The following is a 19,500-nucleotide window of genomic DNA, read 5'->3' as shown; positions in this document are numbered from 1 at the left end:
GCACCCGGTGCCGCGCACCTGATAATCAGAGGCTCAAGTCCAGACCGAGCTTCTTGCTCAGCACGAAGGCGGCGAGCCCTACGCCGATTACCGCTACCGCGAAGACTGCAGCCATCATGCCGCCCGTCCGCAGTACCGCACGCCTCTCGCCCTTCTCCGCTCGATCGTAATGCCACTTGATGGCAAAGAACATGGCCGTTCCGAGCGCAAGAACCTTGAACGTAACGAAGACTACCGGGACCCAATCCATACTAAAAACTCTTTGTGTATCAGCTGCGCTCCTTATGATCCCATATCGGGTAAGCGCCTACTTCCGATTATGCAAAGCAGATATGTAATAGTAGGTGGTGCTTACTTGGGCTGATCCGCGGTTTCACGGAGTGACCGCTTAGGGCCGATAGCAGACCCATCGCCCCATCATCGAACGGCAATGCGCGGTGCTGCCTGATAGCTCTTCGGCGGGCGGTTGACAAGAAATCAGCTGATGCGCAACCTCTGTGCGTTCCTCTCTTCGAGATTCTTATGCGATCGATTATCGTCAAATGTCTTGTTTTCACCGTAGCGATTCTTGCAACAGACCTCCCAGCCCAAGCTTTCGATTCCGATTACGATAGCGATGATCTTCGCTTCGTACACCGTTTCGTTCCCTCCGAGGATTTTCATCTTGGTATGACGAAGTTTGAAGTGGAGAGCCTAATCGCGAAGAACTTCAAGGAATGGAAGCGCGACGCCGTCCGTATCCCGTTGGACCCCGCTCAACCCGTAGACAAAGTTCCAGATGACCAAGCACAAAGCTTCGAAGGAGCTGTTTTCTTGGACAGATCTTACGCAGCGGGTGGATACGACAATTCCGAAAGTTACAGCCTGTATTTCACATCACCGGCAACTGGAGGAAAACTCTATGCCCTCCGAAGATCGACGCAATTTAAAGGCGACCTTATTCCGAACATCCGGAAGTGGAAGCGCACTATCCTCAAATACTGGGGAGAGCCGGAGGTTCTGGGAAAGGAAACCAGAAATATTCGCCTGATGCGCTATCACTTCGACGCCTCCGGCTCACTGGGATGGAATGCGACCGAGCAATGTGAGCGCGACGTAGTGGCTTACTCAAAAATGAAAGAGAACAACGTTAGAGAGCTCAGACGCCTCTCCGAGAGATTGGCGGCAGATCAATGTCAGGGTTATGCAGAGGCGGAGGCGAAGCCGGTCGACGAGGACCGCCTCAATAGATCTTCTGTGATGTATCTACGCGTGGACTATCAAATCGAAGATTTGATTCATCGGGCTGGGGGCGGCGTCAGCTCACGATCGACTGACTTCGACAACGATGCTTTCGGCGTGGTTCAGTAAATCCTGGATAGCAGATCGCCAATCGAGGCAGGCGACGCTCTGAACGCCGCTGATCGCGACTATACACCGATCCATCATCCGCAGGAGGAACCGGGTTGCCAATCGTTTATTCCGCAGAAGCAGATGCAATTCTCTCGGCAGGCGCGTGGCTGGGACCCGAGCACCACAACTGGGCCCTGACCAAGGAGCAGGCTATCACTGCTGTTGGCCAGCTTCGTGACGCAAACTACATCATTCTAGGCGGTGACGTCCTAAATGGGCCAGAAAAGTATTACAGCCACGCCTACGCCAACTGGTCCTATGATCCTTCGTCTCCGCCGTCCGCCGCCGATCTGTCATCCAGTGCATGCAAGGCATCTTCTTACATAAGCGACTATCCAGTCGAGGACGCCTATTTCGTGCTTGTGCCAACGAGCACGAACTCCTTGGCTCGATAGCGATGCCCCACCGTCCCATCATCGACTGCAATGGGCCGCCAGCAGACATGTGGGACCCTGATCTTGCTGACACCTCAGCGTCCTTGCTGACCAAGCAACCAATCCTTTTTCTTTGCCGCGGGGTTTGGATGCGGCGGCTTTACCACCTACATAGCCGGTAGCCCCACATTCCCGACCGGCAGGTTTTCATGATTCCCTTTTCCATTCTCGATCTCTCGCCCGTTCCAGAAGGCACGACTGTCAGCCAATCTCTCGCGGGCTCTGCGCGGATGGCGCAGAAGGCGGAGGAATATGGCTACAAGCGCTTCTGGCTTGCCGAGCATCACGGCATGCCGGGTATCGCCAGTGCCGCCACCGCTGTGGTGATCGGCCATGTCGGTGCGGCGACGAAGACGATCCGCATCGGGTCGGGCGGCATTATGCTGCCGAACCATTCGCCGCTCGTCATTGCCGAGCAGTTTGGCACGCTGGCAGCGCTGTTCCCGGGCCGCGTCGATCTTGGCCTCGGCCGCGCGCCGGGCACGGATATGCGCACCGCCCAGGCGCTGCGGCGCAATCTCGAGGCCGGTGCGCAGAGCTTCCCGCACGATGTCGTCGAGCTGCAGCAGCTGCTGGGAGAGCCGGTCGAGAACCAGGCGATCCTCGCCGTTCCCGGCAACCGGAGCCATGTGCCGATCTGGCTGCTCGGGTCCAGCCTCTACAGCGCCCAGCTCGCCGCCATGCTCGGTCTGCCCTATGCCTTTGCCTCGCATTTTGCGCCGGATTCGCTACTCGATGCGATCGATATCTATCGCAGCAAGTTCCAGCCGTCGGCCGTTCTCGATCAGCCTTATGTGATGGCGGGCGTCATGGGCTCGGTGGCGCCGACAGACGAAGAGGCGGAGTATCACTTCACTTCGGCGCAGCAGCAGTTCGTCAATCTGAGGCGCAATGTGCGCGGCCAGTTCCCGAAGCCGGTGAAGGATATGGAGAGCTTCTGGTCGCCGATGGAGAAGCTCAATGTCGAGCATACGCTCCGTTACGCCGTCGTCGGTTCGCCGCAGACGGCGGAGGCGAAGCTCAAGGAATTCCTGAAGGAAACCGAGGCCGACGAGCTGATCATCTCCATGCCGATCCACGATATCGAGGCCAGGTTGAAGTCCGTCGAGCTCTTCGCCGGCCTCGGCAGCTTCATGAGCGCGGCCGCCTAGTCGGCGACCGTCTCGCCGGGATAGACGCCCCAGAGGGCAGTCTGTTCGAGGAAGCCGGAAAGATCCTGGTGCGGCAGATCGATGGCGCACCAGCTTCCGTCGCAGCTCTTGATATGAACGAGGACGCGGGCCATCAGTTCGGCGGAAACCGCCGCGCTTTGGCGCGCCGCTTTATGCAGGCTGGCCGGCTGTTTCAGCCACGGACCGATGACGGCGGTCCGGCGTGACGAGAGCAGCGCGCGGTGCATCCAGCCGGAGATGCCGTCGCTATCGCGCACCTGCCGCCAGTTGTCGTATTCGGCGGTGATCTCCAGCGGCAGGCCCGATTTCACATAGATCCACTTGGTGCCGTAATCGAGCGACGGGCCGATGCGCATGCGTGCGTTGCCGGTCTTCAGCGAGACGAAGCGGGGAACCGGCAGGCCGGTCTCCCGGCCTTTCGCTGCAGTGTCGGGGATGGCGGACGCCTCGCTGGCCATCAGCGGCGCAAGGAGGCAGCAGGCGAGGGCGAGAAGCCGGCTGGTGCGGCCGAGACGCAAGGGGATGCCCACGTTAGTTGCACTTGCTGACCTGCTTCAGCGCGGCGGTGATGCCGTCGAGGGAATAGGTGTAGCTCGTATCGGTGCCGCGGCTGGAGGTCGCCTCCAGAACCATCTCGCTGCCGCCGCGCATGGCGCGGATCATCTCGGGCTCACGTTCCTCATGCTGCATCCAGGCGGCATTCTCGCGGGTGAACATCCAGAAGGTATGATCGCCGATGCGGACCTTGACGCGGGAACTGTCCTTCAGCTCGTAGCCCATGCGGGCCTGCGGCTCGAACTGGCCCGAGGCGCCGGGACCGACCATGAAGAAGTTGTTGCCATGATTGACGTTTGCAGGCGTCTGCCCGGTCGGCACCGTCAGCAGGTAGCAGACGGTCTGGCCGTTGGCCTTGTAGGAATAGACGCCCCAATCGTTGAAGCGCTTGACCATCGAAGGCTGCGCTTGTGCGGCGAAGGCGCCGAGCAACGAAAAGGAGAGAACGAGAGCAAGTTTCTTCATGGCATTTCCCCGCCGATGGTGTGAAGGACGCTGGCCTGAGACAGACCGGCTGGAGGCAGGGGCATTGAAGGGCGGCAGCGTTACCGCTTCCTTAAAAACAGGCGGCGGTTCACGGAGCTGTGAACCGCTTTGATCCAGATCGCAGCAGCGCGGCAATCGGCGCCGCGCAGTTTCGCTTCAGCACGGCGTCGATCGACAGAGCTCCGGCGCCCGATATCGCCAGCACGAACATGCCGCCGGCGATGGCGAAGTCTTTCTCGAAATGCAGGAGTTCGTTCTGGCTGGTGAAATCCGTGTGGAAGAGCAGGGCCGTCAGCAGGCAGAAAGTGCCGAGGGCTGCGGCGCCCAGCCGCGTCGCCAGCCCGGCCGCGACCGAAAAACCGGCCGCGAGCTGCAGCAGGATGACGCCGATGGCGACCGGCAGTTCGAGGCCGAGCTTTGCGAAGGCGGCCGCCGTGGCGTTGAAATTGAGCGCCAGTGTTGCGCCTTCATGCAGGAAGATGCCTGACAGCAGCAGGCGTCCGGCAAGCAGCACCGTATTGGCGCCAGCGGATCGGGTGAGGGAGTGTTCCATGATCATCTCCTTGGGTGAGCAGGGCGAGCGGCAGTGCCGCCCGCCCCGGGGCAATCGCCGTCAGTTGCCGCCCCGTGCGGCGATCGCCTCTTGCAGGTCTTCGAGCTCCTCGCATCCCGCCGGGCAAAGCTGCTTCAGCGACGCGAGCTGTTCGTTCGCCTTGTCCGGTTTGCCGGTCTGCAGGTAGAGCTCGCCGAGATATTCGTGTGCCGCCTTGTGATCCGGCTGCAGCTCGAGTGCCTTGGTGTAGTAGGTCAGCGACGTGTCGTAATCGCCGGTCATGCGCAGTGTGTAGCCGAGCAGATTGTAGACGTCGGCCTGCTGGTTATCCTCGGCGAGGCCGCGGAGTTCCGTGAGTGCCGCCTGATAGTCCTTGGCGGCGATCTTGGCGCGGACGGAGGTGAGATCCGGGCCATCGCCGGTCTCCATGTTGTCGACGGCGTAGGCGGGCATTGCGGTCAGCGCCGACATGGCGGAACCGGCTGCGGAAAGGGCGCAGAAGCCCATGACGCCGAGAACGGCGTAGCTGGTGAACGAGCGCTTCATGACTGTTATCTCCTCAGGCGTCAGGCCTGGCTTGTCGGTGTGAAGGCATAGGCGTTTCCGTCCTTGACGAAGCTGCCGGAGCCGGGGAAGGGGAAGTGCGAGCCGCAGATGGCGATCTTGTCGGCGATGACGCGATCGATCAGCTTGCGGCGGCTGGTGATGGCGAGCGGCCCGTCCTGATCGTAGCTGCCCTGCCATTCCGGATGCGGGGCGAGCAGTGCCGGCACATACATGATGTCGGCCGAGACCAGCAGCTGGCTGTTTCCGGAATTGACCAGATAGGTCGAATGTCCCGGCGTATGGCCAGGCGCCGAAATCAGCTCGATGCCGGGTGCCACTTCCGCGCCGTCCTCGACCAGCTTCCAGTTCTTCCATTTCGGGAAGACTTCGGCGATGCGCTTTCCGGCGCCCTTGCGTCCCTCGGGAAGCTTGTCGACCCGGCCGGGATCGGTCCACCAGTTGTATTCGTCGGAATGAACGACGAGCTCGGCATTCGGGAAGACCGGCGCGTTCGATCCTTTTTCCATCAGGCCCCAGACGTGGTCAGGATGGAAATGCGAGATCATCACGGTGTCGATCTTACGGTAGTCGATCCCGGCGGCCGCCATGTTGCCGGGCAGGTTTGTGGCATTGGCCTGCCACTGGCCGACACCGGAGCCGGCATCCATCATGATCAGCCGGTCGCCGACCTTCAGCACGACAACCGTCAGCGGGATCGGCATGAAATCGGTCGGCAGATGGGCGGCGGCCAGCGCCTGCTTGGTCTCGTCGACCGAGACATCCTTGATGAAGGCGGGATCGTGCGGCTTGCGCCAGATGCCGTCGTAGATGGCGGTCACTTCGATATCGCCGACCTTGTAGCGGTAGAAACCGGTGGCCGGTTCGTCTGCCGATGCGGCGAAGGTCGGGGGTACGAATTCGAGTTTGGATGCGAGGCCGAATGCGGCTGCCGCGGCGGCCGAACCGAGCAGCGTACGGCGTGACATTTCGAACATGGGGATGCCTCCTCTGGCTTGTCCGTTGTCTCAGCGGGATCGGGATAGGTTCGACGTCCCCGCTGCAGAACTAGACCGGAGTGGCCATGGGCTTATTCCCTGAGGTCAGGAATTTTCTCATCAAGCCGTTGAAAGAAATCGGCTATTTTTATCTCGGCGGAAATTGTGCGAAAAAATGCGGGCGGGAAGGAATAAAACGGGGCCTTCATCGATCTAGTCGATAAAGGGTCGCGTTGCCTGCAGGGCGCCCTGAGGATTAAAGTCGGCTGGGCTGCAGCCGCAGGGGACGTGATGACCCAAGTCAGTATTGCCTACCCCATGCCATTCGATGACCAGCTGGCCGAAGCCGTTCTGCGGTGGCGGTGCCGGTCGCGCTCACTGGCCGGGCTTGCCGGCCGGCTGTTTGTCGAGGCTGCCTCTGTCCTCGTCGGCTATATGGAGATGGCCCGCGATCAGGTGCGCGCCCGGGCTGCCCAGCCGCTGCAGGCCGACCAGACGCTGCGCTTCCAGCAGAGCATCCTGCCGCACATGGACGCCGCCTATAATTTCGCGCGCTTCCTCAGCCGGGATCAAGATGCGGCGCAGGATATCGTCCAGGACGCCTTCCTGCGGGCCTATCGCAGCTTCGAGACATATCGGGGCGGAGATCCCAGGGCCTGGGTGTTTTCGATCGTCCGCAACTGCCATCTCGTCTGGCAGCAGCAGGGTCGGCGCAAGGCGCGTTTCGAGACGCCGCTCGATGGCGATGCCGGAAGCGAAGGCCCGGCACACGAGATCGCTGCCGATGGCGATACGGCGGAGACGGCGATGATCCGCGAGAGCGAGTCTTCGCGCGTGCGCCACGTGATCGCCATGCTGCCGGAAGCGATGCGCGAGATCCTGGTGCTGCGCGAGTTGGAGGAGCTTTCCTACAAGCAGATCGCAGAGGTTATCGATGTGCCGATCGGCACCGTCATGTCGCGCATAGCCCGCGCGCGGCGCGAATTCGGCGAAGCCTGGGATGCGTTCGAGAATGGCGGGGTCGGGCCATGAGCGATACGCCGAAACAGGGCTGCGACCAGTGGGGACCGGTGCTGCATGCCTTCACCGATGGCGAGCTCGATCTGGTGCGCGCAGCGGAACTGGAGGCTCATCTTGCGGGGTGCCCGGATTGCCGGGCAGAGATGGAAAGGGTGCGTGGGGTGCGGCAACGAATCGGGCGGGATGGCGTGCGCTTCAAGATGCCGGAAGAGGTGCGCGCGCAGGTGCTGACGGCGCTTTCGCGGGAGCAGGCCGCGGGCATTCCGGCGCAAAGGCGCGTCGAGACGGCATCCCCATGGAGCCGCTTCTTCCGCTTCGTGCGCGACTGGAGTTTCGTGCCGTCGTTGGCGGCACTGGCCGCGAGCGCCATGCTGTTCGTCAACGCACCGGCGCCAGAACTCGGCATTCAGGACCAGCTGCTCGCCAGCCATGTCCAGTCGATGTTGGCCGATCACCTCGTCGATGTGCAGACCTCGAACCAGCATACGGTCAAACCCTGGTTCAACGGCCGCATCGATTTCTCGCCGCCGGTCAATGATCTCGCCAAGGATGGTTTCCCGCTGGTCGGCGGGCGTGTCGATTATATCGGCGGCCGGGTGGTAGCGGCGCTCGTCTACAGGCGCAACGGTCACGTCATCAACCTGTTCGTCTGGCCGCAGACGGCGGGCAGGCAGACGGACAGCGAACATGACGGCTACAACATGGCCGAATGGTCGGCCAACGGGTTGGTGTTCTGGGCGGTGTCGGATGTCAGCGCCGGAGACCTCGCCGCCTTCCGCGCAAGCTTCATGCGCGCGGCCGCCGGCATGTGACGCAAAGGAAAAGGCGGGCCTGAGCCCGCCTTTAGAATGCCGTCCCAAAGGGGCGATCAAGCCGAAAGCTTGGCCAGCACTTCCTCGGAGACCTCGAAGTTCGAATAGACGTTCTGAACGTCGTCGTCGTCTTCGAGATTGTCGATCATCTTGATCAGCGACTGAGCCTTTTCCTCGTCAACGGGCACGTTGTTCTGGGCGCGCCAGACGGCCTTGACGGTTTCGGCTTCGCCGAGCGTCGCTTCGAGCGCCTTGGCGACTTCGCCGAGGCTTTCGAAACCGGTCGTGATGTAGTGGCCTTCCTCGTCGGTCTCGACGTCGTCGGCACCGGCTTCGATCGCAGCTTCCATCACCTTGTCGGCATCGCCTGCCGAAAGCTTGTAGGTGATTTCGCCGACGTGATCGAAGGAGAAGGAGACCGAGCCGGTTTCGCCGAGTGCGCCGCCGGCCTTGGTGAAGATCGAGCGGACATTCGAGGCGGTGCGGTTGCGGTTGTCGGTCAGCGCCTCGACGATGACGGCGGTGCCGCCCGGGCCGTAGCCTTCGTAGCGGATCTGCTCGTAGTTCTCGCCGTCGCTGCCGGCTGCCTTCTTGATGGCACGGTCGATATTGTCTTTCGGCATCGACTGGGCCTTGGCGTTCTGGATTGCCAGGCGCAGGCTCGCGTTCATCGCCGGGTCGGGCAGACCGGCCTTGGCGGCAACGGTGATTTCGCGCGCCAGCTTGGAGAACATTTTCGACCGCACGGCGTCCTGACGGCCCTTGCGATGCATGATGTTTTTAAACTGTGAATGGCCAGCCATGGCACCCCTGTTCACGTCTCATTGTTCGGAATGGGCCGCCTTATAAGAGCGAAACGGGCCGTATTCAAGCGGAAAGCAGCTTTCGGGCCTGCTGCACAGGCTGTGCAAATCATCGGAACAAAGCCGGTGGACCTGACGTTTTGAGCGGGAAACGCAAACGGAAAGGAATGGCCATGGCAAGCTTCAGCGAAGCCCGCGAACATCCGGCACAGCAGCTCTGGGAGCAGGTGAACGGCATTCACGCCGGGATGCTTGGCGTCGACGGTGCCGATATGCATATGCAGCCCATGGCGCCGCATGCCGATCCGAAGACCAACACGATCTGGTTCTACACCAAATCCGATGCCGATATCGCCCGCGCCATCAAGTCCGGCGCCCGCGCGCATTTCTGCGTGGTCGGCAAGGATCACGACTACCATGCGTGCCTCGCGGGCAAGATCGAGGTCAAGGCCGATCCCGGCAAGGTGGAGGAATACTGGAATTCCATCGTCGCCGCCTGGTACGAGAACGGCAAGAAGGACCCGAAGCTGACGATGCTCGCCATGCATGTCGACGACGCGGAGATTTGGGTCTCGACCGGAAGCAAGCTGAAATTCGGCTGGGAGATCGCCAAGGCCAATCTGGATGACGAGAAGATGCCTGATGTGGGGATCAAGCGGCATTTGCAGTTTGCTTGATAGCAGGCGTCGTGCCGTGTGGCCCCCCTCATCCGCCCTTCGGGCACCTTCTCCCCGCCGGGGAGAAGGGATGCTGGAGCCGCGACGTTCAATTTCCCTCTCCCCTCGGGGAGAGGGTAGGGTGAGGGGGCGCCCGGCGCAGACCTCCCTACTGCACATCCTTCATCACATAAATCTGCGGCTTCCGCGGCAGCGTCCTGAGCGACACCGTCAGCGTATCGTTCTGCGCATAGACGATCTCGAATTCCTTGCCGATCATCGACAGGAAACGCTCGACCGGCGGGCCGCGGCGGTGCATCGGCAGCACGATCGAGGAGCGCAGCCGCTTGATCACCCGGCTCATGCTGTCAGGTCCCATTGTCAGCCCGCCATCGACCGGCACCATGACGATGTCGAGGCGGCCTATCTCGGTGTAGTGGGCGTCGGTCAGTTCGTAATGCAGGTGGCCGAGATGGCCGATGCAGAGACCGGCGATCTCGAAGATGAAGATCGAATTGCCGTCCTGCTGCGATCCGCCGAGGCCGTAGCTGAAGCGGATATCGGTGGTGACGTTGCGGATATAGGCGTCGCCGACGACGAGATCGACCTTGGCCTTTTCGCCGGGCACATCGCTCCAGCCGTGCAGCACATGCTTGATCGCCGGATCCGGCGTCAGCGTGTAATGCGTCTGGTGCGCCTTGTTCATGGTGACGACATCAGGGGTCACCGAGGGCTGATAGATGCCGTTATAATCGGTGGCGATGACGATGCCGCCGGGCGTGTCGATCTCGAAGGTCGAATGTCCGAGGAAAGTGAAGGTGACATCCTCGCCTTCGGAGACGGCGGGGATGATGGGGGTGCCCGGAGAGAAGCTTGCGAACTGCGCTTTCGGAATTCCCTGCGCGATCGCCTGGCACTGGCTGACATTCTTGCGCTGTTCCTGGGAGCTTGCCGCCTGCGGCAGGGCGAGCGAGGCAAGGCATGCGATCGCGAGGACAAGACATTGCGGCTTCATGCCACCCCTCCGGCGCTTTCACGGTAGCCCGAAGGATGCGGCAAGGCGCCGCAGGGGTCCAGATGTGGGGTGCTCACGTTTGCGTGTTGGGGTGGTCGCCTTTCTTTGCGTCGGCGGGTGGCAGCCCCCCTCTGCCCTGCCGGGCATCTCCCCCACAGGTGGGGAGATCACAAGAGGCGTGCTCTCCGCTTTAAAAATGAACGCTGCGGCTCTTAGGACGGTATTGGCACAGCGAGCGGGCGCGCCCAGCCAATCTCCCCACTTGTGGGGGAGATGCCCGGCAGGGCAGAGGGGGGCTGCCACCCACCGACGTCAAAGACTACCGCCAAAACTCCGGAATCGTCTCCGCCAGCCGCGGCCCGAGCCGCAGCGGCGCAATCTTCTCCGCAAGTCCCGTCGCATCCGAAATCTCGACACCAACGCCGCAGATCGTCGCCGGCCCGGTTGCCGCCTCCATCCGCCCCTTCGGCATCTTGGAAATGAACCGGTTGAGCGGCTCTTCCTTGTCCATGCCGAGCGAGGAGTCATAGTCGCCGCACATGCCGGCGTCGGACATATAGGCGGTGCCGCCGTTCAGAATCTGGTGGTCGGCGGTGGGTACATGCGTATGGGTGCCGACGACGAAGCTGGCGCGGCCGTCGACGAAATGGCCGAAGCACTGCTTTTCGCTGGTCGCCTCGGCATGGAAATCGAAGATGATCGCGTCGGCCTGTTCCTTCAGCGGGCAGGCGGAAAGGATCGCCTCGGCCGACTTGAAGGGGTCGTCGAGCTCGGGATGCATGAAGACGCGGCCCATGATGTTGGCCACCAGCACGCGCGCGCCGTTGCGGGCGTAGAAGAGGCCGGAGCCGCGGCCGGGCGTTCCCTGCGGATAGTTGGCCGGGCGCAGGAACTGGTCGTGGCGGCCGGCGAAGGCGACCGCATCCTTCTGGTCCCAGACGTGATTGCCGGTGGTAACGACATCGGCGCCGGCGTTGATCGTCTCGAGGAAGATGTCTTCGGTGATGCCGAAGCCGCCGGCGGCGTTCTCGCCGTTCACGACGACGAAGTCGAGTTTCAGGTCGGAAACCAGCCCCGGCAGGCGGTCCCAAACCGCCGTGCGTCCCGTCTTGCCGACCATGTCACCCAGAAAAAGAAGCCGCATTTCTATCCGATCCAAGAAGCAAAAAAGCGAAGGCCGCTTTCTGTCAGGATGGCATCCAGGCTTATGTCATGCGGCTCGTCGGGCACATGTGCCACTTCCTGGCAGTCGAATGCAATGCCGATCAGCCTTGGCTTGCGGCCTTTTTGCCGCAAAAGGCTAATGGCACGGTCATAATAACCGGCGCCATAGCCGATCCGGTGGCCACGGGCATCGAAAGCCGAGAGCGGCACGAGCAGGATATCGGGGTCGAGAACCGGCGCATCCGGACCGGGACCCGAGGTGCCGAAGCCGGTGGCAATCAGTGGCGCATCGCGCAGCAATTCGCGGAAGACGATGGTCTGCTTGTCGAGAATGGCCGGCACGCAGAGCCGGGCGCCGCGCGCCTGAAAGCGTGCCATCAGCGGGCGGATATCGGCTTCCGAGCGGATCGGCAGGAAGCCGGAGATGATCGTGCCGGGATCGAAGGCGACGGCCTCGCCGGCGTGATCGGCCATGGAGAGCGCCTTTTCGATGCGCATTTCCGCCGGGATGGCGTCGCGAAGCGAAAGCCGCTCGGCCCGCATGTCGGCCTTCAGCTGTTTGGACATGGTTTGCATGCGCCGACCATAGACCGGCTGCGGATCAATGCAAATGCGCGAAAGCGGCGTTGGCTGTGCCGATCGGGCTAGATGACGATGCTGGAGGGGATGGCGGAGGCTGCCGTCGGCATCGGCATTGCCTGTGTTGCGTCCGCGCCGGTCTTGCTGTTGCGCAGCTCGTCCATCGCCTTGTTGAGGACCTGGCGGACTTCGCGCAGAAGCGACTGCAATTTTTCCAGCGTCGAGCGGTCTTCGTCAGACAGGCCGGTGACCTGCTGCTCGCCGTCGGCGGCAGTGTCCTGATAGGCCTTGCGGGCCTGCGCGGTGTCGACGGGCTCGGTCTCGGCGGTCGCCGGATCGGCTTCCGCGGATGCTGCGTCTACCGATGACGACGTGGCGGCTGTTCCTGCCGTGCTTGCTTCGGTGGAGGCAGCGGTGACTGCGCCGGGTGTGACGCCCGCACCGGCGACGGCGGAGGCGAATTGCGCTGCGGCGGAGGCGATCTTCTGCGACAGCTGTGCCGCGAGCCGGGCGGTCGCCTCAGGCGAGAGGCCGCCGCTCTTCAGCATTTCCACCTGCTGCTGGAGTTCCGCGAGCTTGCGGGCGGCGCGTTCCTTGGCGAGGTCGGCGGAGGATTTCTTGTCCTGCTGCAGGGCGTTGAGCGCCTCGTCGGCGCGCTGAAGCATTCTGAGCTGCGGATCGCTGCTCGAAGTTCCCGATGCCGCAAGCGATTGCGGCGTGCTGCGCAGAATGTTCAGCGCATTCGACTGTGCGATCTGCATCATATCCCCCGATACTATGAGGGGATTTCTGCAACTTCAGGCTTGCGCGGGCCTTGGCACTAATCGCCGGGCGAGCGTCTTCACGGTTTCGGCAAAAAGCGGCAGGCCTCCCGGCTTCCAGCCGAGGCCTTCGAGCTTGGCAGTTTCCATCCGGTTGAGGGATGTCTTGTCTGCCGCCGGTGGCAGTGTGTGGGGACAGCCCGTTTCTGCCTGTATCCGGGCAAGGATGTCGCGCGTATCGACGGTGATATCGGAGGCATTGAAGGCCGCGCCCGATATCCGCGCTGCCTCGATCTCGAGCATCAGCCGCACGGCGGCGCCGAGATCTCGGCCGTGGACTTCAGTTCCAGCCCGTGCCGGGATGGGCCTGCCGTCGAGATAGTCGTCGATCAGTCCGCTCCACTTGTTGGGCAGGAGATCGCCATAGACGCCGGTTGCCCGGAGGCTCACCGCGGCAAAGCCGGGTCCGGCGAGATGGGCAAGCGCGCGTTCGCAATCGAGCTTGACCTCGCCATAGAGCGTATCGGGTTTCGGCAGCAGGTCTTCGGTCTGCAGGTAAGAGGCAGCGGCATCGCCATAGACCGCCCGGCTGGAGATGAAGATGCCGCGGCGGGTTCCGGCGCGCCTAGCGGCCTCGAAGAGTTTTACCGTGCCGTCGAGATTGAGGCGCTTGAAACCTTTGGGGTCATCGCCCTCGCCGCCGCGGTATTTCCTGGGCACGTGGCTGAAGGCGGCGTGGACGAAGAAATAGGCGTCGTCGAAGGCTTCGATATGGTCCGTATCAGGATCGAGCGAGAGCGGCGCGAAATCGACGGGGCGGGAAAACAGCCGCGGCAGCGGCGCGTGGCGTCCGCCGATGATGACCTGGTATCCGGCATTCAGCAGTTCCTCGACGATATAGCGTCCGACGAGACCGGTGCCGCCCGATACCAGTACCTTCATGCCACCTCCGGGTTGTTCATGGCCGCCAGATCCGGCAGCGCCTTACCGGCATGGAGTTCGTGCCAGAGATCGATCAGCGGCTGCAATTGTGCCGCCTTCGGATGATCGGTCTCCCACGGTTTCTCATATTGGTAATGCAGCACCGAAATGCTGTTCCAGTCCCAAAGCGCGGGCATGGTGAACCATACATATTGTAGCATGTTGAAATAGACTGGCAGGCCGTGCCAGTCCGGGAAGAACTGCTGCAGGAAGGTCTGGTCGGTGCGCGGCCAAAAGGTATCCGGCGCATCGAGCGCCTGCAGCATGCGGGCGAAGGTCTCCTTCGAGGGGGTGGCGACGAAGACACCCGAGTTCATCCGGTGAAAATCGGCAAGCGATTCATAGACATTCGGGGCGGCGGAGAATTCCGGATAGGAAAAGAGCCGGTCGATATTGCGCAGCACGACGGCATCGGCGTCGATGAAGACCACGCGGTCGTATTCGGTCAGTTCCCAGAGACGCAGCTTGCAGAAATTGTCGAGCGGCGTGTGGAAATCGGGCTTGCGGCCCTTGGTGAAGGGGGCGGTGGTGTGGACGTTGCCGCGAGCGTGGCGCGTATTGAAGGCGTCCGAAAGCGGGAGATGGGCGACTTCGATGAGGCGGCAGCTCTTGTCCAGGAATGGGGCGAGATCGGTGCGGGGGACGGCGCCGGTATGGAGGATGACGAGGTCGGCTTTCGTGCCGGTTTGGTGCAGGGAGTTGACGAGGGCGGTGGCGCCCTTGGCGTAGTCGGGGTTGGTGACGAGGGTGATGTAGGCGTGACGCGCGGGTTGGGTCATGAGGTCGACGCCTTGCGAGGATGCTCGACTGCTACTGTGGCTGCAGGGCAAACGAAAGAGACGGTGTGCCGTGTGGCCCCCTCAACCGGCCCTTCGGGCCACCTTCTCCCCGCGGGGGAGAAGGGAACACCGCAGCTTGCGCCGACGCCCCCTCTCCCCCGCGGGGAGAGGGCAGGGTGAGGGGGCTCCGGGCCCCGCCGGGCGTTCTGTAGGTGTAGGGTGAGGCCGCGCAGCACAAGCGTCTCCGTCACGACACCGACTTCAACCGCTTACCCTCGGGATCATGATTGATCGTCGCGGCAATATCCTTCGTCCAGGCTGACACTGCGGGTACCCGGGAGCGGTCGACGCGGTAGGCGAATTTCCGGGCGACGTCGACGATCTCGGTCAGCAATCCGGCCTCGAGCGTGATCGGGTCGAGGCCGAGCGCGCGGAACTTCTCGTTTTTCACGATGAGCTCGTTTTCCGGCGCTTCCTTGCGCGGGTTCGGCAGCCGGATGATTTCGGAGCCGCTCATCCTGGCGATCATCTCGGCGAGGTCGCGCACGCGGTGGGTCTCTGTCATCTGATTGAAGATCTCGACGCGGGATCCTCGCGCCGGCGGGTTCTTCAGGGCTAGCTCGATGCAGCGGACCGAATCCTGGATGTGGATGAAGGCGCGGGTTTGGCCACCGGTGCCGTGGACGGTTAGGGGATAGCCGATCGCCGCCTGGATCAGGAAGCGGTTCAGCACGGTGCCGTAGTCGCCGTCATAGTCGAAACGGTTGATCAGCTGCGGGTGGCGGCGGGTCTGCTCGGTATGGGTGCCCCAGACGATGCCCTGATGCAGGTCGGTGATCCGGAGCGCATCGTTCTTGGCGTAGAACTGGAAGAGCAGCTGATCCAGGCACTTGGTCATGTGATAGATCGAGCCGGGATTGGACGGGTAGAGGATTTCCTGGCTTGCGGTCTCGCCCGCCGAGGTCTCGATGCCCACGGAGAGATATCCCTCGGGAATTGCCGCGCCCACCGTCGAATAGCCATAGACACCCATCGTGCCGAGATGGATCAGATGCGCATCGAGCTGCAGCTCGACCATGGCATTCAACAGGTTATGGGTGGCGCTGACATTGTTGTTGACGGTGTAGTTCTTGTGGCGGTCGCTCTTCATCGAATAGGGCGCGGCGCGCTGTTCGGCGAAATGGATGATGGCGTCAGGGCGGTTCTCGCCGAGCCATTTCTTCAGGAGCTCGTAGTCTTTCGAGAGGTCGATGAGATTGAAATGGATGCGCCGGCCGGTCTCGGCATGCCAGATACGGGTGCGCTCCTGAATGGAGTCCATCGGGGTCAGCGATTGCACGCCGAGTTCGGTGTCGATCCACCGCCGCGAGAGATTGTCGAGGATGTGGATGTCGTGGCCCGCGTCGGAGAGATGCAGCGAGGTGGGCCAACCAATGAATCCGTCTCCGCCCATCACTGCAATTTTCATCGCATTGCCTCCTGCGTGCTCATCCACTATCGGGAATACTTAGAGATTATGACGATTGTTCAATGCCTCCGGCCGCTGCTGCGGCCGCGGCAAAGAGGCATGCCCATTTGGAGACGATGATGGTGGAAGACGGTTTTCTGATTGCCGGGGCGCTGACGGAGGAGGGCCATCGGCTCATCCAGCGCGTCTATTACGAGGACACCGATTTCTCAGGCTTGGTCTATCACGCCCGCTACCTGCATTTCCTCGAGCGTGGCCGCACCGACTACCTGCGTTGCCTCGGCGTCGAGCAGCGCGAGCTGATCACCGCGGATGAGGAAGGGCTGGTCTTCGTCGTCCACCGCATGGAAATCGACTTCAAGACGCCGGCGCGGATGGACGATATCCTGACCATCGTGACGCGGACCGAAAAAGCCGGTGGTGCGAAGATGGTTCTGTCGCAGGAAATCCGCCGCGGCGAAACGCCGCTGATCGCCGCCAAGGTCATCATCGCCGTCATCAACGCCAAGGGCCGCCCGCGCCGTCTGCCGGAAGCATTGGCGAAGCAGATGCTGATCGAGACGGAATAGCCGCAAAGCAGGGCATTCCGGCAGCTTAAAAGCCGGAATTGCGCCCTTGCAAAAACATGAGTTTCATGTGAAGGAATTGCCGCGCTGCAGGAAATGCGCGGTGCTCCGCCGCCGGAACCGTTGAATCAGGTTAAAACCGGCTAGAAAAACATCAGCTTTAATAAGCTTGCCGCCGCACTCGGACACTAACGAACTATTAACCATAATAGTGTCTTACTCTGAAAGTCAGAGTTTGTGCGGTGCACGCCTTCCTTTGACCAAATTTGACGGCAAGGAAGGCGGAAGAAAAGCTTCGAGCTTGACCAGGGCTTAAGGCGGCGGTCGCCAGACATTTCTTGCGAGATCACTTTTTGTGCCGCCCGGTCAAGCACCGGGCGTTTGGATTCGGGGATTTTGGATCAATGGAACAAGCAGGATTGGCAGCAGCAACGGCCGACGTCAGCCTCTGGTCGCTGTTCATGCAGGCAGGCATCGTCGTAAAACTGGTCATGCTCGGGTTGCTGGCAGCCTCGGTCTGGACCTGGGCGATCGTCATCGACAAATATCTGGCCTATGGCCGCGCCCGTCGCCAGTTCGACAAGTTCGAACAGGTGTTCTGGTCGGGCCAGTCGCTGGAAGAGCTCTACAGGACGCTGTCCGAGCGCAACAATACCGGTCTCGCGGCGATCTTCGTTGCGGCCATGCGCGAGTGGAAGAAGTCCTTCGAGCGCGGCGCCCGGTCGCCGATCGGTCTGCAGATGCGTATCGACCGTGCCATGGACGTCACGCTGTCGCGCGAATCCGAAGGCCTCTCGGCCCGTCTCGGTTCGCTGGCGACGATCGGCTCGGCCGGTCCGTTCATCGGTCTGTTCGGTACCGTCGTCGGTATCATGACCTCGTTCCAGGCTATCGCCGGTTCGAAATCCACCAATCTCGCGGTCGTCGCTCCCGGTATCGCCGAAGCGCTTCTCGCAACCGCCATCGGCCTTGTCGCCGCTATTCCGGCGGTTATCGCCTACAACAAGTTCTCCGCCGATGCCGGCAAGCTCTCGGCGCGCATGGAAGGCTTTGCGGACGAATTCTCCGCCATCCTTTCGCGCCAGATCGACGAGAAGCTGCAGCCGCGCCAGGCCGCGCAGTAACGGAACGGCGGGGTAACGACCATGGGTATGGCTGTTGGAGGCAATTCCGGAAGCGGTGGCGGACGCCGCCGCCGCGGTGGCCGGAACAAGAACGTAATTTCCGAAATCAACGTGACGCCGCTTGTCGACGTCATGCTCGTGTTGCTGATCATCTTCATGGTCGCAGCACCGATGATGACGGTTGGTGTGCCGATCGACCTGCCGGAAACGCAGGCGAAGGCACTGAATTCCGAGACGCAGCCGATCACGATTTCGGTCAAGAACAGCGGCGAAGTCTATCTTCAGGAAACGCCGATCCCGGTCGACGAGGTTGCTGCGAAACTCGAAGCGATTGCCACGACCGGCTACAACGAGCGCATTTTCGTGCGCGGTGATGCAACTGCGCCCTACGGCGTGATCGCCGACGTGATGGCACGCATCCAGGGTGCGGGCTTCAAGAATATCGGCCTCGTCACGCAGCAGAAGAAGGACCAGTAGAAAGCAAGATGAAGACCAGCGTCGTCACATCTGCTGTTCTGCATGGACTGGTGCTCGCTGCGGCACTGGTCAGCATCGGCTCGCCCGAGCATTTCAAGGTCGATGATTTCGAAGCGATGCCGGTCGATCTGGTGCCGGTCGAATCGATCACCCAGATGCAGCAGGGCGACAAGAAGGCGCCGATGAAGGAAACGTCGGCGCCGAAGCCGACGACGCGTCCGCCGACGCCCGACCAGGGCGAGAATGTCGGCGACAACAAGGTCGACCTCAAGACACCTCCGGTTCCGAACGCCAAGCCGAGCAATACGGATGCGGCTGCCGCCAATTCCAGCGAGAAGCCGGCGCAGAAGATCGATCCGATCCCGAACGAGGTGAAGGAAGTCAACAAGGAAGAGACCGAGGTCGGACAGCCGAAGGAAGTCGCTTCCATTCCGCAGACCAAGCCTGACGTCGCGCCGACGCCGCCGAAGCCGGAGGAAAAGCCGGTCGAGGAAGCAAAGCCGGAGGAAGCGCCGAAGCCCGACGCCGAAGCGCTGCCGGACAAGGTGCCGACCCCGGTTGCCAAGCCGCAGGTGAAACCGCCTGAGGAAAAGCAGGCCGAGAAGCCGCCGGAAAAGCCTCAGGACCAGCCGAAGACGGCTGAAAAGCCGACCGACAAGAAGAAGGACGATCAGAAGCGCGAAGTGGCCAAGTCCGCTTCGTCGATGAAGAGCGACTTCAATGCCGACGATATCGCCGCCCTCCTGAACAAGACCGATCCTTCCGCCGGCGGCACCAAGCGCTCGACGCAGGAAGCCTCGCTCGGCGCCAAGAAGGCTACCCAGGGTGCTTCGAAGCTGTCGATGAGCGAAATGGATGCGCTGAAGAGCGCGATTGCCGGCAACTGGAATGTCATTCCGGGCATGGAAGGCATGAATGAAGTGCGCATCAAGGTGCACATGAAGCTTGATGAAGACGGCAACATCATCGGCCAGCCCGAAGTCGAGGCGACCGGTGGCGACAACGATGCGACCCGCCGCGCTCTCGAAGGCGGTGCCTATCGCGCGATCATGAAGTCCGCGCCGTTCTCCACTCTTCCAAAAGATAAATACGATGCCTGGAACGAAGTCGTCGTGAACTTCGATCCCAGCGATCTAGGGATTTAAATGCTGAAAGGCCTCTG

General features: G+C 61.9%; 23 protein-coding genes. 9 read left to right on the top strand and 14 right to left on the bottom strand.

All coding sequences use genetic code 11. The features are described from left to right. Positions 1 to 25: 25 nt before the first annotated feature. Positions 26 to 250 carry a hypothetical protein gene (locus tag ACEN84_RS05170; protein ID WP_130281979.1) on the bottom strand — a complete coding sequence of 75 codons (225 nt, stop codon included), beginning with the start codon at positions 248 to 250 and terminating at the stop codon, positions 26 to 28. Between the two features lie 272 nt (positions 251 to 522). Here ACEN84_RS05170 and ACEN84_RS05165 point away from each other — a divergent pair, with 272 nt between their 5' ends. Both ACEN84_RS05165 and ACEN84_RS05160 read left to right on the top strand, forming a co-directional pair. Next, positions 523 to 1,350: a hypothetical protein gene (locus ACEN84_RS05165; RefSeq protein WP_199629918.1), complete on the top strand. Its 828-nt coding sequence runs from the start codon at positions 523 to 525 to the stop codon at positions 1,348 to 1,350. A 625-nt stretch (positions 1,351 to 1,975) separates the two neighbouring features. Then, positions 1,976 to 2,977 (top strand): LLM class flavin-dependent oxidoreductase, encoded by a 1,002-nt coding sequence (locus tag ACEN84_RS05160; protein ID WP_112718846.1) that lies wholly within the window; start codon positions 1,976 to 1,978, stop codon positions 2,975 to 2,977. Here the strand turns inward: ACEN84_RS05160 and ACEN84_RS05155 are convergent. The 5 genes from ACEN84_RS05155 to ACEN84_RS05135 form a co-directional block, all read right to left on the bottom strand. After that, entirely contained in the window at positions 2,974 to 3,528 is a 555-nt protein-coding gene (locus tag ACEN84_RS05155) for an SH3 domain-containing protein (protein WP_413710207.1), read from the bottom strand. The genes ACEN84_RS05160 and ACEN84_RS05155 overlap by 4 nt on opposite strands. 1 nt (position 3,529) lies before the next feature. Then, a complete protein-coding gene (locus tag ACEN84_RS05150; protein ID WP_413710206.1) occupies positions 3,530 to 4,018 on the bottom strand; it encodes an invasion associated locus B family protein in 489 nt (162 codons plus the stop codon). Between the two features lie 109 nt (positions 4,019 to 4,127). Further along, a complete protein-coding gene (locus ACEN84_RS05145) occupies positions 4,128 to 4,592 on the bottom strand; it encodes a DoxX family protein (RefSeq protein WP_413710205.1) in 465 nt (154 codons plus the stop codon). A 60-nt stretch (positions 4,593 to 4,652) separates the two neighbouring features. After that, positions 4,653 to 5,138 carry a tetratricopeptide repeat protein gene (locus ACEN84_RS05140; protein ID WP_199629922.1) on the bottom strand — a complete coding sequence of 162 codons (486 nt, stop codon included), beginning with the start codon at positions 5,136 to 5,138 and terminating at the stop codon, positions 4,653 to 4,655. 20 nt (positions 5,139 to 5,158) lie between these two features. Beyond that, positions 5,159 to 6,133, bottom strand: a complete 975-nt coding sequence (locus tag ACEN84_RS05135) for an MBL fold metallo-hydrolase (protein WP_413710204.1) — start codon at positions 6,131 to 6,133, stop codon at positions 5,159 to 5,161. A gap of 288 nt (positions 6,134 to 6,421) precedes the next feature. Here ACEN84_RS05135 and ACEN84_RS05130 point away from each other — a divergent pair, with 288 nt between their 5' ends. Both ACEN84_RS05130 and ACEN84_RS05125 read left to right on the top strand, forming a co-directional pair. Continuing rightward, a complete protein-coding gene (locus ACEN84_RS05130) occupies positions 6,422 to 7,165 on the top strand; it encodes a sigma-70 family RNA polymerase sigma factor (RefSeq protein ID WP_413710203.1) in 744 nt (247 codons plus the stop codon). Continuing rightward, positions 7,162 to 7,965 (top strand): anti-sigma factor family protein, encoded by an 804-nt coding sequence (locus ACEN84_RS05125; protein WP_413710202.1) that lies wholly within the window; start codon positions 7,162 to 7,164, stop codon positions 7,963 to 7,965. The genes ACEN84_RS05130 and ACEN84_RS05125 overlap by 4 nt, the downstream gene beginning before the upstream one ends. A gap of 56 nt (positions 7,966 to 8,021) precedes the next feature. Here the strand turns inward: ACEN84_RS05125 and ACEN84_RS05120 are convergent, their stop codons facing one another. Further along, positions 8,022 to 8,768, bottom strand: coding sequence for a YebC/PmpR family DNA-binding transcriptional regulator (locus tag ACEN84_RS05120; protein WP_112718853.1), 747 nt, complete (start codon positions 8,766 to 8,768; stop codon positions 8,022 to 8,024). A 173-nt stretch (positions 8,769 to 8,941) separates the two neighbouring features. Here ACEN84_RS05120 and ACEN84_RS05115 point away from each other — a divergent pair, with 173 nt between their 5' ends. Beyond that, positions 8,942 to 9,445, top strand: coding sequence for a pyridoxamine 5'-phosphate oxidase family protein (locus ACEN84_RS05115; protein WP_413710201.1), 504 nt, complete (start codon positions 8,942 to 8,944; stop codon positions 9,443 to 9,445). A 148-nt stretch (positions 9,446 to 9,593) separates the two neighbouring features. Here the strand turns inward: ACEN84_RS05115 and ACEN84_RS05110 are convergent, their stop codons facing one another. From ACEN84_RS05110 to ACEN84_RS05080, 7 genes are all read right to left on the bottom strand, one after another. Continuing rightward, positions 9,594 to 10,439 carry an MBL fold metallo-hydrolase gene (locus tag ACEN84_RS05110; protein ID WP_413710200.1) on the bottom strand — a complete coding sequence of 282 codons (846 nt, stop codon included), beginning with the start codon at positions 10,437 to 10,439 and terminating at the stop codon, positions 9,594 to 9,596. 319 nt (positions 10,440 to 10,758) lie between these two features. After that, a complete protein-coding gene (locus ACEN84_RS05105; RefSeq protein ID WP_112718855.1) occupies positions 10,759 to 11,583 on the bottom strand; it encodes a TIGR00282 family metallophosphoesterase in 825 nt (274 codons plus the stop codon). A gap of 2 nt (positions 11,584 to 11,585) precedes the next feature. Next, the gene (locus ACEN84_RS05100; RefSeq protein ID WP_413710199.1) at positions 11,586 to 12,170 is read right to left on the bottom strand and encodes a 5-formyltetrahydrofolate cyclo-ligase; all 585 of its coding nucleotides are present in this window, start codon (positions 12,168 to 12,170) and stop codon (positions 11,586 to 11,588) included. A 77-nt stretch (positions 12,171 to 12,247) separates the two neighbouring features. Continuing rightward, the gene (locus ACEN84_RS05095) at positions 12,248 to 12,943 is read right to left on the bottom strand and encodes a hypothetical protein (RefSeq protein ID WP_413710198.1); all 696 of its coding nucleotides are present in this window, start codon (positions 12,941 to 12,943) and stop codon (positions 12,248 to 12,250) included. A gap of 36 nt (positions 12,944 to 12,979) precedes the next feature. Beyond that, complete coding sequence (locus ACEN84_RS05090; protein WP_413710197.1) at positions 12,980 to 13,885, bottom strand: NAD-dependent epimerase/dehydratase family protein; 906 nt, start codon at positions 13,883 to 13,885, stop codon at positions 12,980 to 12,982. After that, positions 13,882 to 14,703 carry a glycosyltransferase gene (locus tag ACEN84_RS05085; RefSeq protein WP_413710196.1) on the bottom strand — a complete coding sequence of 274 codons (822 nt, stop codon included), beginning with the start codon at positions 14,701 to 14,703 and terminating at the stop codon, positions 13,882 to 13,884. The genes ACEN84_RS05090 and ACEN84_RS05085 overlap by 4 nt, the downstream gene beginning before the upstream one ends. Before the next feature lie 247 nt (positions 14,704 to 14,950). Further along, positions 14,951 to 16,171: an NAD-dependent epimerase/dehydratase family protein gene (locus ACEN84_RS05080; RefSeq protein WP_413710195.1), complete on the bottom strand. Its 1,221-nt coding sequence runs from the start codon at positions 16,169 to 16,171 to the stop codon at positions 14,951 to 14,953. A 119-nt stretch (positions 16,172 to 16,290) separates the two neighbouring features. Here ACEN84_RS05080 and ybgC point away from each other — a divergent pair, with 119 nt between their 5' ends. The 4 genes from ybgC (at position 16,291) to ACEN84_RS05060 (ending at position 19,483) form a co-directional block, all read left to right on the top strand. Further along, positions 16,291 to 16,740 (top strand): tol-pal system-associated acyl-CoA thioesterase, encoded by a 450-nt coding sequence (gene ybgC, locus ACEN84_RS05075; RefSeq protein ID WP_112718909.1) that lies wholly within the window; start codon positions 16,291 to 16,293, stop codon positions 16,738 to 16,740. A gap of 401 nt (positions 16,741 to 17,141) precedes the next feature. Continuing rightward, positions 17,142 to 17,861: a protein TolQ gene (gene tolQ / locus ACEN84_RS05070; protein ID WP_112718862.1), complete on the top strand. Its 720-nt coding sequence runs from the start codon at positions 17,142 to 17,144 to the stop codon at positions 17,859 to 17,861. Positions 17,862 to 17,882: 21 nt separating this feature from the next. Beyond that, positions 17,883 to 18,338 (top strand): protein TolR, encoded by a 456-nt coding sequence (tolR, locus tag ACEN84_RS05065; RefSeq protein ID WP_112718863.1) that lies wholly within the window; start codon positions 17,883 to 17,885, stop codon positions 18,336 to 18,338. An 8-nt stretch (positions 18,339 to 18,346) separates the two neighbouring features. After that, the gene (locus ACEN84_RS05060; RefSeq protein WP_413710194.1) at positions 18,347 to 19,483 is read left to right on the top strand and encodes a hypothetical protein; all 1,137 of its coding nucleotides are present in this window, start codon (positions 18,347 to 18,349) and stop codon (positions 19,481 to 19,483) included. Positions 19,484 to 19,500 lie beyond the last annotated feature (17 nt).

Source organism: Rhizobium sp. Rhizsp82 (genome assembly GCF_047325115.1).
In the GTDB taxonomy this organism is placed as follows: domain Bacteria; phylum Pseudomonadota; class Alphaproteobacteria; order Rhizobiales; family Rhizobiaceae; genus Rhizobium.
This window is presented reverse-complemented; position numbering and strand designations above follow the sequence as displayed.

What these genes read in the sequence shown, in the direction of transcription:
- ACEN84_RS05060 (WP_413710194.1), top strand. Translation starts at nt 18,347, where the DNA reads ATGAAGACCAGCGTCGTCACATCTGCTGTTCTGCATGGACTGGTGCTC.
- ACEN84_RS05170 (WP_130281979.1), bottom strand. Translation starts at nt 250, where the DNA reads ATGGATTGGGTCCCGGTAGTCTTCGTTACGTTCAAGGTTCTTGCGCTC.
- ACEN84_RS05105 (WP_112718855.1), bottom strand. Translation starts at nt 11,583, where the DNA reads ATGCGGCTTCTTTTTCTGGGTGACATGGTCGGCAAGACGGGACGCACG.
- ACEN84_RS05135 (WP_413710204.1), bottom strand. Translation starts at nt 6,133, where the DNA reads ATGTTCGAAATGTCACGCCGTACGCTGCTCGGTTCGGCCGCCGCGGCA.
- ACEN84_RS05145 (WP_413710205.1), bottom strand. Translation starts at nt 4,592, where the DNA reads ATGGAACACTCCCTCACCCGATCCGCTGGCGCCAATACGGTGCTGCTT.
- ACEN84_RS05090 (WP_413710197.1), bottom strand. Translation starts at nt 13,885, where the DNA reads ATGAAGGTACTGGTATCGGGCGGCACCGGTCTCGTCGGACGCTATATC.
- ACEN84_RS05120 (WP_112718853.1), bottom strand. Translation starts at nt 8,768, where the DNA reads ATGGCTGGCCATTCACAGTTTAAAAACATCATGCATCGCAAGGGCCGT.
- ACEN84_RS05080 (WP_413710195.1), bottom strand. Translation starts at nt 16,171, where the DNA reads ATGAAAATTGCAGTGATGGGCGGAGACGGATTCATTGGTTGGCCCACC.
- ybgC (WP_112718909.1), top strand. Translation starts at nt 16,291, where the DNA reads ATGGTGGAAGACGGTTTTCTGATTGCCGGGGCGCTGACGGAGGAGGGC.
- tolQ (WP_112718862.1), top strand. Translation starts at nt 17,142, where the DNA reads ATGGAACAAGCAGGATTGGCAGCAGCAACGGCCGACGTCAGCCTCTGG.
- ACEN84_RS05110 (WP_413710200.1), bottom strand. Translation starts at nt 10,439, where the DNA reads ATGAAGCCGCAATGTCTTGTCCTCGCGATCGCATGCCTTGCCTCGCTC.
- ACEN84_RS05160 (WP_112718846.1), top strand. Translation starts at nt 1,976, where the DNA reads ATGATTCCCTTTTCCATTCTCGATCTCTCGCCCGTTCCAGAAGGCACG.
- ACEN84_RS05125 (WP_413710202.1), top strand. Translation starts at nt 7,162, where the DNA reads ATGAGCGATACGCCGAAACAGGGCTGCGACCAGTGGGGACCGGTGCTG.
- ACEN84_RS05150 (WP_413710206.1), bottom strand. Translation starts at nt 4,018, where the DNA reads ATGAAGAAACTTGCTCTCGTTCTCTCCTTTTCGTTGCTCGGCGCCTTC.
- ACEN84_RS05095 (WP_413710198.1), bottom strand. Translation starts at nt 12,943, where the DNA reads ATGCAGATCGCACAGTCGAATGCGCTGAACATTCTGCGCAGCACGCCG.
- ACEN84_RS05100 (WP_413710199.1), bottom strand. Translation starts at nt 12,170, where the DNA reads ATGTCCAAACAGCTGAAGGCCGACATGCGGGCCGAGCGGCTTTCGCTT.
- ACEN84_RS05085 (WP_413710196.1), bottom strand. Translation starts at nt 14,703, where the DNA reads ATGACCCAACCCGCGCGTCACGCCTACATCACCCTCGTCACCAACCCC.
- ACEN84_RS05140 (WP_199629922.1), bottom strand. Translation starts at nt 5,138, where the DNA reads ATGAAGCGCTCGTTCACCAGCTACGCCGTTCTCGGCGTCATGGGCTTC.
- ACEN84_RS05165 (WP_199629918.1), top strand. Translation starts at nt 523, where the DNA reads ATGCGATCGATTATCGTCAAATGTCTTGTTTTCACCGTAGCGATTCTT.
- ACEN84_RS05115 (WP_413710201.1), top strand. Translation starts at nt 8,942, where the DNA reads ATGGCAAGCTTCAGCGAAGCCCGCGAACATCCGGCACAGCAGCTCTGG.
- tolR (WP_112718863.1), top strand. Translation starts at nt 17,883, where the DNA reads ATGGGTATGGCTGTTGGAGGCAATTCCGGAAGCGGTGGCGGACGCCGC.